The following is a 14,647-nucleotide window of genomic DNA, read 5'->3' as shown; positions in this document are numbered from 1 at the left end:
CTCGACGCGCGGGCGTTCTCCGGCGTCAAGATCGCGTGTGTCGGTGAGGCCACGGCCGCGAAGGTGCGCTCGTTCGGCATCATCCCCGAACTCGTGCCCAGCGGCGAACAGTCCAGCCTGGGCCTGCTCGCCGAGTTCGCCCCGTACGACGACGTCTTCGACCCGGTCAACCGGGTGCTGTTGCCGCGCGCCGACATCGCCACCGAGACCCTCGCCGAAGGCCTGCGCGAACGGGGCTGGGAGATCGACGACGTCACTGCCTACCGCACCGTGCGTGCCGCTCCGCCGCCGGCCGCGACCCGCGAGATGATCAAGACCGGTGGTTTCGACGCGGTGTGCTTCACGTCGTCGTCGACCGTCCGCAATCTCGTGGGTATCGCCGGCAAGCCGCACGCCCGCACGATCGTCGCGTGCATCGGCCCGAAGACGGCCGAGACCGCGATCGAGTTCGGCCTGCGGGTGGACGTGCAGCCCGAGACCGCGCAGATCGGTCCGCTGGTCGACGCGCTCGCCGAGCACGCTGCCCGGCTCCGTGCCGAGGGCGCATTGCCCCCGCCGCGGAAGAAGTCCCGCGCCCGCCGCTGATGTTCCGATGACTCGTGCGCGGTTCCGGTAGTCACCGCTACCGGAACCGCGCACGACCCGTATGGAAGGTGTTCTCCCCATGTTCCCCGACATCCGTCCCCGCCGGCTGCGCAGCACCCCTGCCATCCGACGGCTGGTGGCAGAGACCTCCCTCGAACCCCGCCATCTCGTGCTCCCGATGTTCGTGGCCGACGACCTCGACGAACCGCGCGAGATCGTGTCGATGCCCGGGGTGTACCAGCACACCGCCGATTCGCTGCGCAAGGCCGCGGCCGAGGCCGTGGCCGCCGGTGTCGGCGGACTGATGCTCTTCGGTGTGCCCCGGCCCGAGGACAAGGACGCCCGCGGCTCCGCGGCGAGCGATCCCGACGGTGTGCTCAACCGCGCACTGCGTTCGTTGCGCAGCGAACTCGGCGACTCCACGGTGATCATGGCCGACACCTGCCTCGACGAGTTCACCGACCACGGTCACTGCGGCGTGCTCACAGGTTCCGGTGTCGTCGACAACGACGCGACGCTCGAGCGCTACGCCGAGATGGCCGTCGCGCAGGCCGAGGCCGGAGCCCACCTGCTGGGGCCGAGCGGAATGATGGACGGGCAGATCGGTTTCCTCCGGTCCGCTCTCGACGAGGCCGGACACACCGAAGTCGGGCAGCTCGCCTACTCCGCGAAGTACGCCTCGGCGTTCTACGGCCCCTTCCGCGACGCCGTCGGCTCGTCCCTCGAAGGCGACCGCCGCACCTACCAGCAGGATCCGGCGAATCGCCGGGAGTCGATGCACGAGGTGGATCTCGATCTCGCCGAGGGCGCCGACATGGTGATGGTCAAGCCGGCGATGTCGTATCTCGACGTGCTGCGCGAGGTCGCCGACCGTTCGCCCGTCCCGGTGGCCGCCTATCAGATCTCCGGGGAGTACTCGATGATCAGCGCGGCCGCGCAGAAGGGCTGGATCGACCGCGACGCCGCGATCCTCGAATCGCTGGTGGGGATCCGGCGTGCCGGCGCCGACATCGTCCTCACCTACTGGGCCGCCGAGGTCGCGGGTCGCCTGTCATGAGTTTTCCCGCTCCGCCCGTCGGGCCCGGTCCCGCGGCGAACCGTCCCGTCCCCGGAGACGTCACCACCGCCTACCAATTGTGGTGTGGGGTACTCGCTCTCGCCGTCGTGAGTTTGGCGGCAAGTCTCGCCGATCTGCTGAGCCGACGCGACGAACTGCTCGATCTCATGTCCACGATGGCCGCCGATCAGGCCGTCGAGGGCATCACGACGGAGCAACTGGAGTCGGCAATCCCGGTGCTGGTCGTGCTGACCGCGGGCATCGGGCTGGTGATCGTCGGACTGCTGTACCTGGTGGTCCGGCAGCTGCTGAAGGCCAAGAACTGGGCCCGGATGCTACTGACCCTGCTCGGTGTGTTCATGTCGCTGTCGACCCTGCCCACCGTGTTCGGTGTGGGCGTCGGAGAGGGTGGCGCGGGCTGGATACTCGGTGTGGTGGGCATTCTGCAAGCCGTCGCGACCGTCGGAGCGATCGTGCTGATGCACCGGCGCGACGCCAACCGATTCTTCCTGCGGCTGCCGGAAGAATAGACGTACCACTCGGTTTCGTCGCGCGCGGCGGAAGAGTACGGTGGGCTCACCATGTGGGTCCGAAGGCCCTTCCCCTCGAGCGAAAAGGACGTCATGCAGCTGGAACCGCGGCCCTATGGGCGCCGTCGCGAATTGGTGTTGATCGCTCTCATCGCCGTCCTCGGCCTGGTGACCACGGTGCTGCTCGTGATCCCCGGCGCGTTCGCCGCTTGACCGGTCCGTCCCCGTCCGAGGCAGCCGAGCCGCTGTTCCACGAACCCGGCGCGCGATGGCGCACCGTCGCCATCGGCCCGGTCTTCTGCATGGTGGCCCTCGTCGTCGAACTGCTCACCGGCCCGGTCGTGCACTGGGCCGCGTTGCCGATCCTCGCGATCGTGCTCGCCGGTTTCTCCTACGTCATGGTCGTGGCGGCCCGCCGGCACGTCAGCGTCGAACTCACGTCCACGGCCCTGCGGCAGGGCACCGAGGAACTGCCGGTCGCCGAGATCGAGGCGGTGCTGCCGCCGCCCGCCGACCGCGGGGAACCGAAACGATGGGAAACCGCCCGTAGCCTCGGCGAACTGTCCGACGTGCCACGCGGACGCAAGGCCGTCGGACTGCGCCTGACCGGAGGGACGTTCGTGCGAGCGTGGGCGAAGGACGCCGACGAGCTTCGAGCTCGGCTCGGCGAGCTCGTCGGCGATCCCGGTCAGACCGAGACGTCCTGAGGCGGAACGACCGCTCCCTCACGTTCGAGCATGGCCGAGCCGAGCAGGTACTCGGGCACACCCAGACCCTCCACGAGCGTCAGCGCGTGCGGGCGCAGGCTGCGGCACCGCTCGTTGATCCCGCGCGTGACCGCCTTGGCCCGTTCGACCGACAGCAGGCGGTGTTCCATGAACCACGCCTTGTCCTCGTCGATGATCGTCAGCGCGTAGAGATCGCACAGTTCCGACAGCAGGTCGCGGGCGGTCTCGTCCGTGCAGTCCTCGATCGCGGCGACGAACGCCTCGAGCACGACCCGGTCGATGTGCGCGCGGGCGGCGTGCAGCACGTGGTCCTGCACGAAGTTGAAAGCGTCGAACGGATTGTCCTCGCGCTTCATCGCGCCCTGCAGGCGGCGGGCGGCGGTGGACAGCAGGTACTGCTCACGGTCCTCGAACATCGTCACCTGCGTGCCACGGTCGAAGAGGCTGCCGTCCTCCTCGTTGTCCTGGCGGGTGTCGACGATCGTCTGGATGATCTGCTGCGCCGCCGTGCGCTTCTTGACGATGTCGGAGATCGTGGTGGCGGCGAACCGCATCCACTCCACCGGGCTCATGCCCTGCACCTCGTCGGCGTAGGCCGTGAGCAGTTCCTTCGCGACCAGCTGGGTCAGGACGTGGTTGTCGCCCTCGAAGGTGGTGAACACGTCCACATCCGCGCGCAGCGCCGTGAGCCGGTTCTCGGCCATGTACCCGGCACCACCGCAGGCCTCGCGGCACTCCTGGATCGCCCGCGACGCGTGCCAGGTGTTGGCGACCTTCAGACCGGCCGCGCGGCCCTCGAGTTCGCGCTGCTCCTGCGCGTCGAGTTCCTGCAAGGACGTCGACTGCAACCGGTGCATCGTCGTGAGCAGCTCGTTCTGCGCGAAACCGAGCGCGTACGAGCGGGCGATCAGGGGGAGCAAGCGCCGCTGGTGGACGAGATAGTCCATGATCGGAACCTCGCCCTCGCGCCCCGGGGCGTCGAACTGACGACGCTTCTCGGCGTAGCGGGTGGCGATGGACAGCGCGACCCGCGCGGCAGCCCCCGCCGACCCGCCGACGGTGATCCGGCCGCGGACGAGGGTGCCGAGCATCGTGAAGAACCGCCGGCTCGGGTTGTCGATATCGGAGACGTACGTCCCGTCCGGTTCGACGTCCGCGTACTTGTCGAGCAGGTTCTCCCGCGGGACGCGCACCCGATCGAAGACGATGCGGCCGTTGTCGACACCCGGCAGACCGCCCTTGTATCCGCAATCGGAGGTCGTCACCCCCGGCAGGTCGTGGCCGTCCTCGTCGCGGATCGGGACGACGAAACAGTGCACGCCGTGGGTCTCGCCCTGCGTGACGAGCTGGGCGAAGACCGCCGCGAACCGGGCGTGCTGCGCTGCGCCACCGATGTAATCCTTGCGGGACGACGGGGTGGGGGAGTGGATCACGAACTCCTGGGTGTCCGGATCGTAGGTCGCCGTGGTCTCGAGCGACTGGACGTCGCTGCCGTGGCCGGTCTCGGTCATCGCGAAGCAGCCGAGGACGTCGAGATCGATGAGTCGTCTGACGTACTTCTCGTGGTGCCGCTCGGTGCCGAGGTTCTCGATGGCACCGCCGAACAGCCCCCACTGCACGCCGGCCTTGACCATCAGCGACAGGTCGGACATCGCGAGCATCTCGATGGAGGCCACCGCACTGCCCGCGTCGCCCGTGCCGCCGGATTCGACGGAGAAGCCTGCCGCGGCGTACCCGTGCTCGGCCAGGAGGCGCATCTGCTCGAGTGCGATGGCGCGGGCCTTGTCGGTCTCGGGGGTGTAGTGCGGTGCGAACTTCTCGTGCGCGAGATCCGTGCGTGCGCGTTCGCGGGCTTCGTGCCACGCACCGTCGAGAGCAATGCGCAGATGTTCGGCTGTGGTCGGCATGCCTCAGACGATAGGTGCGGCATGTCACTCACGGTGTCCCTTTTTCCTGGTACGGGAGAAAAAACACATCAGGTTTGATCACCCGTGTTTTTGGCAAATCTCGCGAAACTACGGACACTGGAAGTCGTGACTGCGACCCCCGATGCTTCGTCCACCCACGACACTCGATCCGCCGCACTCTTCCACCGGGCATCGAAGGTGACACCGGGGGGCGTCAACTCTCCGGTCCGCGCGTTCGGATCGGTCGGCGGCAATCCCCCCTTCTTCGCGTCGGGATCGGGTCCGCTGCTCACCGACGTCGACGGCAATACCTATGTCGACCTGGTGTGTTCCTGGGGTCCGATGATTCTCGGGCACGCTCATCCCGCCGTCGTCGAGGCGGTCCGGTCCACCGCCGTCGCCGGTCTGTCGTTCGGTGCACCCACCGAAGGTGAGGTCGAACTCGCCGAGGAGATCGTCGCTCGCATCGCGCCCGTCGAGCAGGTCCGGCTCGTCAATTCCGGCACCGAGGCGACCATGAGTGCGGTCCGCCTCGCGCGCGGATTCACCGGACGATCGAAGATCGTGAAGTTCGCCGGCTGTTATCACGGTCACGTCGACGCCCTGCTCGCCGACGCCGGTTCCGGTCTCGCGACCTTCGGTCTGCCCACCTCGCCGGGGGTCACCGGTGCCCAGGCCGGTGACACCATCGTCGTCCCCTACAACGACCTCGACGCCGTACGCGACGCCTTCGAAGCGAACCCCGGCGAGATCGCGGCGGTCATCACCGAGGCTGCCGCCGGCAACATGGGAACGGTTCCGCCGGTGCCCGGCTTCAACGAGGGGCTCCGCGGGCTCACCCGCGAGCACGGCGCGCTGCTGATCATGGACGAGGTGATGACCGGCTTCCGTGCGAGCCCGACCGGCTGGCACGGCATCGACGGCGTCTCCGGCGACCTCATGACCTTCGGCAAGGTCATGAGCGGTGGTCTGCCTGCCGCGGCCTTCGGCGGTCGCGCCGACGTGATGGCCCATCTCGCCCCGAGCGGCCCGGTCTACCAGGCCGGCACCCTCTCCGGTAATCCTGTCGCCGTCGCCGCCGGCCTCGCGAGCCTGCGGGCCGCCGACGCCGACGTCTACGCCGCACTGGACCGCAACGCCGAGACCCTCGGTCGCCTGCTCGGCGAGGCTCTGGCCGCCGAAGGGGTGCCGCACCGCATCCAGAACGCCGGCACTCTGCTGAGCGTCTTCTTCACCGATGAGCCGGTGACGAACTACGACCAGGCCAAGGCTGCGCAGACCTGGCGGTTCCCGGCCTTCTTCCACTCTCTGCTCCAGCGTGGCGTCTACGCGCCACCGAGCGCCTTCGAGACGTGGTTCGTCTCGTCCGCGCTCGACGACGACGCGTTCTCGCGGATCGCCGATGCCCTGCCGCACGCCGCCCGCGCGGCTGCGGCGGCGACCGCGCCGTAACCCCACCGCGTTCCCTGCCGACGAACTCCCGCCCCTTCCACACCCCTCGAGGAACAATCGACGTGACCGACGCCGCCCCGTCCGAGACCCGCACGATCGTGCACGTGCTCCGCCACGGAGAGGTACACAACCCCTCCGGCATCCTCTACGGTCGCCTGGCCGGATTCCGGTTGTCGGTGACCGGCGAAGCGCAGGCACGAGCGGTCGCGGCCTCGCTGGCCGACCACGACATCGCGCACGTGGTCGCATCGCCGCTCGACCGGGCGCAGCAGACGGCCGCTCCGATCGCGGAGAAGCACGGACTGCAGATCCGCACCGACGAGAACCTCATCGAGGCGGCCAACGACTTCGAGGGCCTCAAGGTCTCGGTCGGCGACGGTGCGCTCGCCCGGCCCCGGCACTGGTGGAAGCTGCGCGATCCGTTCACGCCGTCGTGGGGGGAGCCCTACCTGCAGATCGCCCACCGCATGCTCGCCGCCGTCAACGCCGCGCGCGTGGCCGCGGCGGGACGCGAAGCGGTGTGCGTGAGTCACCAGCTTCCGGTGTGGACGCTGCGCCGGTTCCTCGAGGGCGAGCGCCTGTGGCACGATCCGCGCCGCCGCCAGTGCAGCCTCGCGTCGCTGACCTCCCTGGTCTACGAGGGCGACACCCTCGTCGACCTGGTGTACTCCGAACCGGCCGGCGCCTCCGACCCCAACGTCCACGGCGCATGAGAAGAGTGCTCCGGGCGGCCGTCGTTGCGCTCTGCGGCGCCGTTCTTCTCACCTCCTGTGCCACCGGCGACGACGCCGTCGCCACCGGCGGAACGTTCGACTTCGTCTCGCCCGGTGGGCAGACCCGCATCTTCTACGACCCCCCGGCCGAGCGCGGCACCCTCGGGGAACTGTCCGGGGAAGACCTCATGAACGAGGGCGAGACCCTCTCCCTCGACGATTACGAGGGACAGGTGGTCGTGCTCAACGTGTGGGGCCAGTGGTGCGCCCCCTGCCGCAGCGAAGCCGACGATCTCGAACGGGTCTACGAGGCCACCAAGGATCTCGGGGTGCAGTTCCTCGGCATCAACGTGCGCGACAGCCAGCGCGACAAGGCCCAGGACTTCGTGACCGATCAGCGGATCGGCTATCCGTCGATCTACGACCCGCCGATGCGCTCGCTTCTCGCGCTCGGACGGAACTATCCGACCTCGGTGGTGCCGACGACGGTCGTGCTCGACCGGGAGCACCGGGTGGCCGCGGTGTACCTGACGGAGTTGCTCGCCGAGGACCTGCAGCCGGTCGTCGAGCGGGTCGCGGCAGAGCCGGAGACGGAGCGGTGATGACGATCCTGGCGTCGGGTATCGGCGAGACCTTCCAGAACGCGGCCCTGTCGGGTCCGTTGCTGCTGGCGATGGGCGCGTGCCTGCTCGCCGGTCTCGTCTCCTTCGCGTCGCCCTGTGTGGTGCCGCTCGTTCCCGGTTATCTGTCCTATCTCGCCGGGGTGGTGGGAGCCGAGGCTCCGGCCGTGACCGCGGAGCAGGCCGGTACCCGTACGACGGCGCTCCGCAGCGACGGACGGCTCCGGGTCGCCGGTGCTGCCGCACTGTTCGTCGCGGGTTTCACGGTGGTGTTCGTCCTCGCGACGGTCTCGATCTTCGGTGCGATCTCCGCGCTCGCCGTCAACCGTGAACTGCTCATGCGGGTCGGTGGTGTGATCACGATCGTCATGGGTCTGGTCTTCCTCGGCCTCGTGCCGGCTCTGCAGCGCGACACCCGGCCGACCCCGCGCCGCATCTCCAATCTGGCAGGAGCGCCGCTGCTCGGCGCGGTGTTCGCGCTCGGGTGGACCCCCTGCCTCGGCCCCACCCTCGCGGGGGTGATCTCGCTCGCGGCGGGTACGGAGGGTACGACCGCAGCCCGTGGGGTCGCGTTGATCGTCGCGTACTGCCTCGGCCTGGGACTGCCGTTCGTCGTGCTCGCCCTCGGTTCGGCGCGGGCATTGCGGGGAGTCGGCTGGCTGCGGACGCACGCGCGTACCGTGCAAATCGTCGGCGGCCTGATGCTCGTGGCCGTCGGTATCGCTCTCGTCACCGGCGCATGGGACCTGTTCGTGTCCTGGATCCGTGACTCGTTCATCTCGGAAGTGACTCTGCCCGTATGACCGCGACACACACCCCGACGCCCGCCCCGCAACCCTCGCCTCCGCCCCGGCAGAGCACGGCCGGACGTGCCGCCGCGCTCGTCCGGAACACCTGGCGCGGCCTGACGTCGATGCGGACCGCCCTGGTCCTGTTGTTCCTGCTCGCTCTCGCCGCGATCCCCGGCGCGCTCCTGCCGCAGCGCAGCCTCAACAACCAGAAGGTCGACGAGTACATCGCGGCACGTCCGGCCCTCGGCCCGATCATGGACCGGCTCGAGCTGTTCGACGTCTTCGGCAGCTTCTGGTTCACCGCGATCTACGTGCTGCTGTTCGTCTCGCTGGTCGGCTGCATCCTGCCGCGTTGCGTCGAGCATCTGCGCGCCCTGCGGACGCCGCCGGTCCCCGCACCCCGCAACCTGAAGCGTCTTCCGCATCATGTGCAGACCACAGTGGCCGAGACCCCCGAGGCGGTCCTCGAGCACATCCAGGGGCAGTTGCGCGGATGGAAGATCGCGCGTCGCGAGGGCGGTGCCCGGGAGCGCGACGGCGAGATGACCCTCTCCGCCGAGAAGGGCTATCTGCGCGAGGCCGGCAACCTGGTCTTCCACATCTCCCTCGTCGGACTGCTCGTCGCGGTCGCCGCAGGCAAGCTTCTCGGCTACGAGGGTCAGCGCATCCTCGTGGCGAACGGTCAGGAGTTCTGCACGACATCACCGGCGTCCTTCGACTCCTTCCGGGCCGGTCTCACGCTCGACGGGACCGGACTGAACCCGATGTGCGTACGGGTGCACACCTTCGCCGCCGACTATCTCGACAACGGGCAGGCGGAGATGTTCACCTCCGACATCGAGTACCAGTACGGCGACGATCTCGTCACGAACACCTGGCGCGACGCGCAGTTGAAGGTCAATCATCCGCTGCGGGTCGGCAGCGACCGTGTGTACCTGCAGGGCCACGGCTACGCCCCGACCTTCACGGTCACCTGGCCGAACGGTGAGACCCGTACCGAGACGCTGCAGTGGGCACCGGACGACGCGACGACCTTCCTCAGCAGCGGCGCGATGCGCTTCGACCCGCCCGGCGGCATGTTCCCCGACGCCGACGAGCGCCGGAAGAACCAGATCGCCATCGAGGGACTGTTCGCGCCGACGGCGTCGTTCCACGGCACACTGCTCACATCGATCTTCCCGGCGATGACGGACCCGGCCGTCGCCATCGACATCTACAAGGGCGACTCCGGTCTCGACACCGGCAGCCCGCAGTCGCTGTTCTCGCTCAGCAAGGAACTGATCAATCAGGGACGCCTCGTGAAACAGGACCGCGTCAACCTGCGTCCGGGGGAGAGCGTGACACTTGCCGACGGCACCGAGGTGCGGTTCGACAAGGCCACCGACTTCGTCAACCTGCAGGTCTCCCACGACCCGGTTCAGCAGTGGGTGCTGGTCGCGGCGATCTCCATGATGATCGGCCTGCTCGTATCGCTGCTGGTCAAACGACGCAGAGTGTGGGCACGCGCGTACCCGGACGGTACAGTGATCGACGGTGAACGACGAACCGTAGTAGAGCTCGGCGGCCTCGCACGAACCGATCAGGCCGGATGGGGAGACGAGTTCGACCGTCTGGTCGAGCGCCTTCTCGGCGACAACGCACCTTCCGCCCCGGCGGCACAGGAGAAGAAGAACTGATGACACAGAACGACACCCTCGCGCGGTACAGCGACTGGGCCTTCGAATCGGCGTTCGCGGTGCTCGTGCTGGCGCTGGTGCTGCTCGTCGCCGAGTACGCGACCCACCGGGCCGACCTGGTGGCGCAGCGGGAACGCGAACTCGTGGCCTCCGGCACCCGATCGGCCCCTGCCGGACCGGGACGGATCGACCAGACCCCCGGGCGCACCCTGTCGCAGCGTGTCGGCAACATGGGACGCGCACTGGTCGTCGTGGTCGCCGGACTGCAGGTCGCTTCCATCGTGCTGCGCGGCCTGGCCACCGAGCGGTTCCCGCTGGGCAACATGTACGAGTTCGTGGCGATGGCGTGCGCCGCCGCTGTGATCTTCGGCCTGGTCGTCCTGCGCAGGCCGGCCTACCGCACGATGTGGGTCTACCTGCTGGCCCCCGTCCTGATCCTCATGTTCCTCGCGGCGACGGTGCTGTACGCCGACGCTGCTCCCGTGGTTCCCGCCCTGCAGTCGTTCTGGTTGCCGATCCACGTGACGATCATCAGTGTCGGCAGCGGCATCTTCCTCGTCTCGGGCGTGGCGAGTCTGCTGTTCCTTCTGCGGATCCGCTTCCCGAAGGGCGAGGAGCACAGCGGAGTGTTCGCAGCGCTCGCGGAGCGTCTGCCGGACGCCCAGACCCTCGATCGGCTCGCCTACCGCACCACGATCATCGGGTTCCCGCTCTTCGGTGTCGGCATCATCCTCGGTGCGATCTGGGCCGAGGCGGCATGGGGACGGTTCTGGGGATGGGACCCGAAGGAGACGGTCTCGTTCATCACATGGGTGGTCTACGCCGCCTATCTGCACGCCCGCGCGACCTCCGGATGGCGTAACACCCGTGCGGCCTGGATCAACGTCGTCGGGTTCGTCGCGATGCTGTTCAACCTGTTCATCATCAACATGGTGGTCTCGGGCCTGCACTCGTACGCCGGGCTCAACTGAGGCTGCTATCGTCCCCCCGTCGTCCGTGACAGTCGACGGGGGGAGAACGCGGTGGATGGGTCCGGTATCGAGTCGTGGGGGCTCGACGGGAACGCTCTGGATGCGACAGCGCTGGATTCGTCGCTGTTGGTACGGCCGGTCGCAGCCCCGCCGCGGAAGGGCTGGCGGCGGGTGGTCCACCGGGCGACCGGTGGCCGCGTCCATGTCGGGGAGAGTTTCCGGCAGCAACGCAAGGACGAGCTGGCCGAGCGGGTGCGCGCACCGTTGTACGGCTGCCATCGGATCGCCCTGCTGAGCCTCAAGGGCGGGGTGGGGAAGACGACCACGACGGTCACCCTCGGCTCGACCTTCGCGGAGCTGCGCGGTGATCGGGTCGTCGCGGTCGACGCGAATCCGGACCGTGGCACGCTGAGCCAGAAGGTGGCCGAACAGACTCCGGCCACCGTGCGCACACTGCTGCGCGACCAGGCACTGCTCGAGACGTACGCGGACGTCCGCGCCTACACCTCGCAGAACACGCACCGTCTCGAGGTGCTCGCCTCGGACACCGACCCGGCGGTCTCCGAGGCGTTCAGCGCCGGCGACTACGAGCGGACGCTGGGCCTGCTCGACCGGTTCTACAGCATCGTGCTCACGGATTGCGGGACCGGACTCATGCACTCGGCCATGAGCGCGATCCTCGAGAACGCCGACACGCTGGTCGTGATCAGTTCGGGTTCGGTGGACGGCGCCCGCAGCGCCTCGGCGACGCTCGACTGGCTCGACGCACACGGTTACCGCGAACTCGTCGAGCGATCGGTGGCCGTGGTCAACGCGGTGCGGCCGGGATCGGGCAAGGTCGATCTCGACCTCGTGGTGCGGCATTTCGAACAGCGTTGCCGCACGGTACACGTCCTACCTTTCGATCCCCACCTCGAAGAAGGCGCGGAGATCGACCTGGAGCGGTTGCACAGGAGAACGCGGCGTGCCCTCCTCGGACTCGCCGCGGATATCGCAGACGGTTTCGGCGCCCAGCGGAACGAAGGCCGATGGCGCGACGCGCAAGGACGCGACGGTTCGGCCGGTGGTTCGGTCCGCAGTGCGAGCGGTCAGTCGCCCCGCTCCTGATCGGACTCGGTCGTGCCGTCGCCGCTGCGGCGGCGGTGCACCTCGCGATCGACCTTCCAGAGGAAGTCGGGATCGTCGTCCGGGCCGACCACGCGGGTCGGCGGACGCGATGCGGGACCGTACGCCTTCCACAGCAGGACGGCGAGGGTCACCGCACCGATGAGTGCCAACAGATAGAGCACGTTGCACCTCCTGACCGTGGCAGTGCCGGAGAGGATGCGCCCTCGCCGTGCACCTTCCGGGCTGCGGCGCGCGCAGCACGGTTCGCCCACAGTCTATGTGTGCGGAACCGGGTCCGGCACGTGGGTTCCGCGAGTGGGCGGACGAGGCCCGGTAGGTGCACGCCGGAAGTGCGATGTGCCGACTCGAAGAGTCGCGCGTGCTCCGATCAGCGCGTTGCTTCGGTGGTGAGCGAGCGGAGGAGTGCCAGGACCTCCGACTCACGGAAGCGGCGATGTCCGCCCGGGGTCCGCAGCGAGCCCAATCGGCCGGCGTGGGCCCACCGGGTGACGGTCTTGGGATCCACATGGAACAGGGCCGCCACCTGACCCGGGGTCAGCAGGGATTCCTTCGCGCCGTTGAAAGTGGGTGCGCTCATTGCGAATGTCCTCCCGGTTGTCGTGATCGAGTTGTTCGACGCGATCGAGTTGTTCGATCGGGATGTCCAAGCCCATGGTGGCACCGACACCCCTGGTTGCTCGAACGGTCTACGGTTGGTAAAGCGGAAGTAATAGACAAAACGGACGGATGTCCGACTTCCGGCAATCGTCTCCGAACTCGCGGTCCCGACGGCCGGTTAACCTGGACTGGTGAACGACGAACGCCGGAACGAACCCTCGGATACCCCTTCCCAGCGCACCCCACACCCTCGTGGCGGGGGCGCCACGGCCGACGGCCGCCCGACGGGGACCGGGTCCCTGATCCGGGACGTCGCGTTGTACTCGGTGGCCCGGCTCGCTCTCGTGGTCGTGCTCACTCTGCTCATTCTCTACGTTCCCCGTGTGTTCGGGGTGGAAATCCCGCTCCTCGTCGCCGCCCTGTTCGGCGTGCTCATCGCGCTGCCCGTCTCGCTCGTGCTGTTCTCCGCGCTCCGGCGCCGTGTCAACGAGGGCATCGCCGCGGTCGACGAGCGTCGCCGCACCGACCGAGCCGACCTCGAGAAGCGCATGCGCGGCGAGAACGGGCGGTGACCACGACCGGAGCGGTCGTCGACCGCAGCGCAGCCCGGGACTGGGTCGACAACGCCGTCCGGCTCATCGAGGCCGACGCCCAGCGCAGCGCCGACACCCATCTCCTCCGCTACCCGCTCCCGGGGGACTGGGGCATCGATCTCTATCTCAAGGACGAGTCGACGCACATCACGGGCAGCCTCAAGCACCGTCTGGCGCGCTCGCTGTTCCTCTATGCCCTGTGCAACGGCTGGATCCGAGAAGGAACTCCGATCATCGAGGCATCGTCCGGTTCCACGGCCGTGAGTGAGGCGTACTTCGCGCGACTCCTCGGCCTCGACTTCGTGGCGGTCGTGCCGCGTCGCACGTCGCCTGCGAAGGTGGCGCTCATCGAGGCGCAGGGCGGCCGGTGCCACTACATCGATCGGCCGCCGGAGATCTACACCGAGGCGCAGCGGCTCGCCGACGAGCTCGGCGGATGCTTCATGGACCAGTTCACGAACGCCGAGCGGGTCACCGACTGGCGCGGCAACAACAACATCGCCGAGAGCATCTACTCGCAGATGCGCCTCGAGCGTCATCCCGTGCCGGAGTGGATCGTCGTCGGCGCCGGGACCGGCGGCACGAGCGCGACCCTGGGCCGATACATCCGCTACCGCCGGCATCGGACGCGGTTGGCCGTCGTCGATCCGGAGAACTCCGCGTTCTTCGGCGGATACGAGACGGGATCGGCCGACTACACCACCGGGATGTCCTCGCGCATCGAGGGGATCGGACGTCCGCGCGTCGAGCCGTCCTTCGTGCCCGAGGTCGTCGACCGGATGGTGCGGGTGCCCGATGCGGCATCGATCGCTGCGATGCGGCACGCGAGTGCCACGCTCGGGCGTCGCGTGGGCGGCTCGACGGGCACGAACCTGTGGGGAGCCTTCGGCCTGATCGCCGAGATGCTCGCCGCGGGCCACGAGGGCAGTGTCGTGACGTTGCTGTGCGACGGCGGTGAGCGTTACGCCGACACCTACTTCTCCGACGAGTGGGTCGCCGCCGAGGGGATGGACCTCGCCGGGCCGCTCGCGGTGCTGGAGAAGTTCTCGGCCACCGGCCGTTGGCCCCGGTAGAACCTCTGCGACCCGCGCACCGGGCGGTTGTCAATTTTCGTTGACGCACCCCGGTTGTCGACCTCGCCGACGAACTCGGGGTCAGCCGTCAGGCGGTACATCAGAAACACACCCGGAAGCGCAGGTGATCGACATGTTCGAACGATTCGCCGACGGTGCCGGATCCGGCGTCGTGGCAGCCCGGCAAGAGGCGATCCGCCGACCACCGCTCTCGTCGAATTGCGGA

The 14,647-nt window shown here is 68.6% G+C and carries 16 protein-coding genes; 13 read left to right on the top strand and 3 right to left on the bottom strand.

Features of this window, described 5'->3' with window-relative positions:
* From R1101_RS0106450 to R1101_RS0106430, 4 genes are all read left to right on the top strand, one after another.
* A partial coding sequence (locus R1101_RS0106450; RefSeq protein ID WP_016932646.1) for a uroporphyrinogen-III synthase occupies window positions 1-585 on the top strand: 585 nt, incomplete at its 5' end.
* 79 nt (window positions 586-664) lie between these two features.
* A complete protein-coding gene (gene hemB / locus R1101_RS0106445) occupies window positions 665-1,642 on the top strand; it encodes a porphobilinogen synthase (RefSeq protein ID WP_026002955.1) in 978 nt (325 codons plus the stop codon).
* Window positions 1,639-2,172, top strand: coding sequence for a hypothetical protein (locus R1101_RS0106440; protein WP_016932644.1), 534 nt, complete (start codon window positions 1,639-1,641; stop codon window positions 2,170-2,172). The genes hemB and R1101_RS0106440 overlap by 4 nt, the downstream gene beginning before the upstream one ends.
* Window positions 2,173-2,381: 209 nt before the next feature.
* Window positions 2,382-2,879, top strand: a complete 498-nt coding sequence (locus tag R1101_RS0106430) for a hypothetical protein (protein WP_016932642.1) — start codon at window positions 2,382-2,384, stop codon at window positions 2,877-2,879.
* On the opposite strand, the gene R1101_RS0106425 is transcribed toward R1101_RS0106430, so the two are convergent.
* Window positions 2,861-4,807: an acyl-CoA dehydrogenase family protein gene (locus tag R1101_RS0106425; protein WP_016932641.1), complete on the bottom strand. Its 1,947-nt coding sequence runs from the start codon at window positions 4,805-4,807 to the stop codon at window positions 2,861-2,863. The genes R1101_RS0106430 and R1101_RS0106425 overlap by 19 nt on opposite strands.
* Before the next feature lie 126 nt (window positions 4,808-4,933).
* Between R1101_RS0106425 and hemL the strand changes: the two genes are divergently transcribed.
* From hemL to R1101_RS0106390, 7 genes are all read left to right on the top strand, one after another.
* Window positions 4,934-6,259, top strand: coding sequence for a glutamate-1-semialdehyde 2,1-aminomutase (gene hemL / locus R1101_RS0106420; protein WP_026002953.1), 1,326 nt, complete (start codon window positions 4,934-4,936; stop codon window positions 6,257-6,259).
* 62 nt (window positions 6,260-6,321) lie between these two features.
* The gene (locus tag R1101_RS0106415) at window positions 6,322-6,972 is read left to right on the top strand and encodes a histidine phosphatase family protein (RefSeq protein ID WP_016932639.1); all 651 of its coding nucleotides are present in this window, start codon (window positions 6,322-6,324) and stop codon (window positions 6,970-6,972) included.
* Window positions 6,969-7,574: a TlpA disulfide reductase family protein gene (locus R1101_RS0106410; RefSeq protein WP_026002952.1), complete on the top strand. Its 606-nt coding sequence runs from the start codon at window positions 6,969-6,971 to the stop codon at window positions 7,572-7,574. Before R1101_RS0106415 ends, R1101_RS0106410 begins: the two co-directional genes overlap by 4 nt.
* Window positions 7,574-8,395 carry a cytochrome c biogenesis CcdA family protein gene (locus tag R1101_RS0106405; RefSeq protein ID WP_016932637.1) on the top strand — a complete coding sequence of 274 codons (822 nt, stop codon included), beginning with the start codon at window positions 7,574-7,576 and terminating at the stop codon, window positions 8,393-8,395. The genes R1101_RS0106410 and R1101_RS0106405 overlap by 1 nt, the downstream gene beginning before the upstream one ends.
* Window positions 8,392-10,059 carry a cytochrome c biogenesis protein ResB gene (gene resB, locus R1101_RS0106400; protein WP_016932636.1) on the top strand — a complete coding sequence of 556 codons (1,668 nt, stop codon included), beginning with the start codon at window positions 8,392-8,394 and terminating at the stop codon, window positions 10,057-10,059. Before R1101_RS0106405 ends, resB begins: the two co-directional genes overlap by 4 nt.
* Window positions 10,059-11,030, top strand: a complete 972-nt coding sequence (ccsB, locus tag R1101_RS0106395; RefSeq protein WP_016932635.1) for a c-type cytochrome biogenesis protein CcsB — start codon at window positions 10,059-10,061, stop codon at window positions 11,028-11,030. The genes resB and ccsB overlap by 1 nt, the downstream gene beginning before the upstream one ends.
* Before the next feature lie 51 nt (window positions 11,031-11,081).
* The gene (locus R1101_RS0106390) at window positions 11,082-12,137 is read left to right on the top strand and encodes a MinD/ParA family ATP-binding protein (RefSeq protein WP_016932634.1); all 1,056 of its coding nucleotides are present in this window, start codon (window positions 11,082-11,084) and stop codon (window positions 12,135-12,137) included.
* On the opposite strand, the gene R1101_RS0106385 is transcribed toward R1101_RS0106390, so the two are convergent.
* Entirely contained in the window at window positions 12,119-12,319 is a 201-nt protein-coding gene (locus R1101_RS0106385; RefSeq protein WP_016932633.1) for a hypothetical protein, read from the bottom strand. The two genes, R1101_RS0106390 and R1101_RS0106385, sit on opposite strands and share 19 nt — an antisense overlap.
* A 206-nt stretch (window positions 12,320-12,525) precedes the next feature.
* Window positions 12,526-12,735 (bottom strand): BldC family transcriptional regulator, encoded by a 210-nt coding sequence (locus tag R1101_RS0106380; protein ID WP_006552323.1) that lies wholly within the window; start codon window positions 12,733-12,735, stop codon window positions 12,526-12,528.
* A gap of 208 nt (window positions 12,736-12,943) precedes the next feature.
* Here R1101_RS0106380 and R1101_RS0106375 point away from each other — a divergent pair, with 208 nt between their 5' ends.
* Together R1101_RS0106375 and R1101_RS0106370 are read left to right on the top strand one after the other, a co-directional pair.
* Window positions 12,944-13,327 carry a DUF4229 domain-containing protein gene (locus tag R1101_RS0106375; RefSeq protein WP_026002950.1) on the top strand — a complete coding sequence of 128 codons (384 nt, stop codon included), beginning with the start codon at window positions 12,944-12,946 and terminating at the stop codon, window positions 13,325-13,327.
* The gene (locus R1101_RS0106370; RefSeq protein ID WP_016932631.1) at window positions 13,324-14,421 is read left to right on the top strand and encodes a PLP-dependent cysteine synthase family protein; all 1,098 of its coding nucleotides are present in this window, start codon (window positions 13,324-13,326) and stop codon (window positions 14,419-14,421) included. The genes R1101_RS0106375 and R1101_RS0106370 overlap by 4 nt, the downstream gene beginning before the upstream one ends.
* Window positions 14,422-14,647 lie beyond the last annotated feature (226 nt).

The organism is Rhodococcus sp. R1101 (genome assembly GCF_000278445.1).
Taxonomy (GTDB): domain Bacteria; phylum Actinomycetota; class Actinomycetes; order Mycobacteriales; family Mycobacteriaceae; genus Rhodococcus; species Rhodococcus gordoniae.
The sequence above is the reverse complement of the archived record's forward strand: the minus strand, read 5'-3'. Positions and strand labels throughout refer to the sequence as shown.

Excerpts from the sequence above, each read along its gene's own strand:
- hemB (WP_026002955.1), top strand. The coding sequence starts at position 665 with ATGTTCCCCGACATCCGTCCCCGCCGGCTGCGCAGCACCCCTGCCATC.
- R1101_RS0106440 (WP_016932644.1), top strand. The coding sequence starts at position 1,639 with ATGAGTTTTCCCGCTCCGCCCGTCGGGCCCGGTCCCGCGGCGAACCGT.
- R1101_RS0106425 (WP_016932641.1), bottom strand. The coding sequence starts at position 4,807 with ATGCCGACCACAGCCGAACATCTGCGCATTGCTCTCGACGGTGCGTGG.
- R1101_RS0106410 (WP_026002952.1), top strand. The coding sequence starts at position 6,969 with ATGAGAAGAGTGCTCCGGGCGGCCGTCGTTGCGCTCTGCGGCGCCGTT.
- R1101_RS0106405 (WP_016932637.1), top strand. The coding sequence starts at position 7,574 with ATGACGATCCTGGCGTCGGGTATCGGCGAGACCTTCCAGAACGCGGCC.
- resB (WP_016932636.1), top strand. The coding sequence starts at position 8,392 with ATGACCGCGACACACACCCCGACGCCCGCCCCGCAACCCTCGCCTCCG.
- ccsB (WP_016932635.1), top strand. The coding sequence starts at position 10,059 with ATGACACAGAACGACACCCTCGCGCGGTACAGCGACTGGGCCTTCGAA.
- R1101_RS0106380 (WP_006552323.1), bottom strand. The coding sequence starts at position 12,735 with ATGAGCGCACCCACTTTCAACGGCGCGAAGGAATCCCTGCTGACCCCG.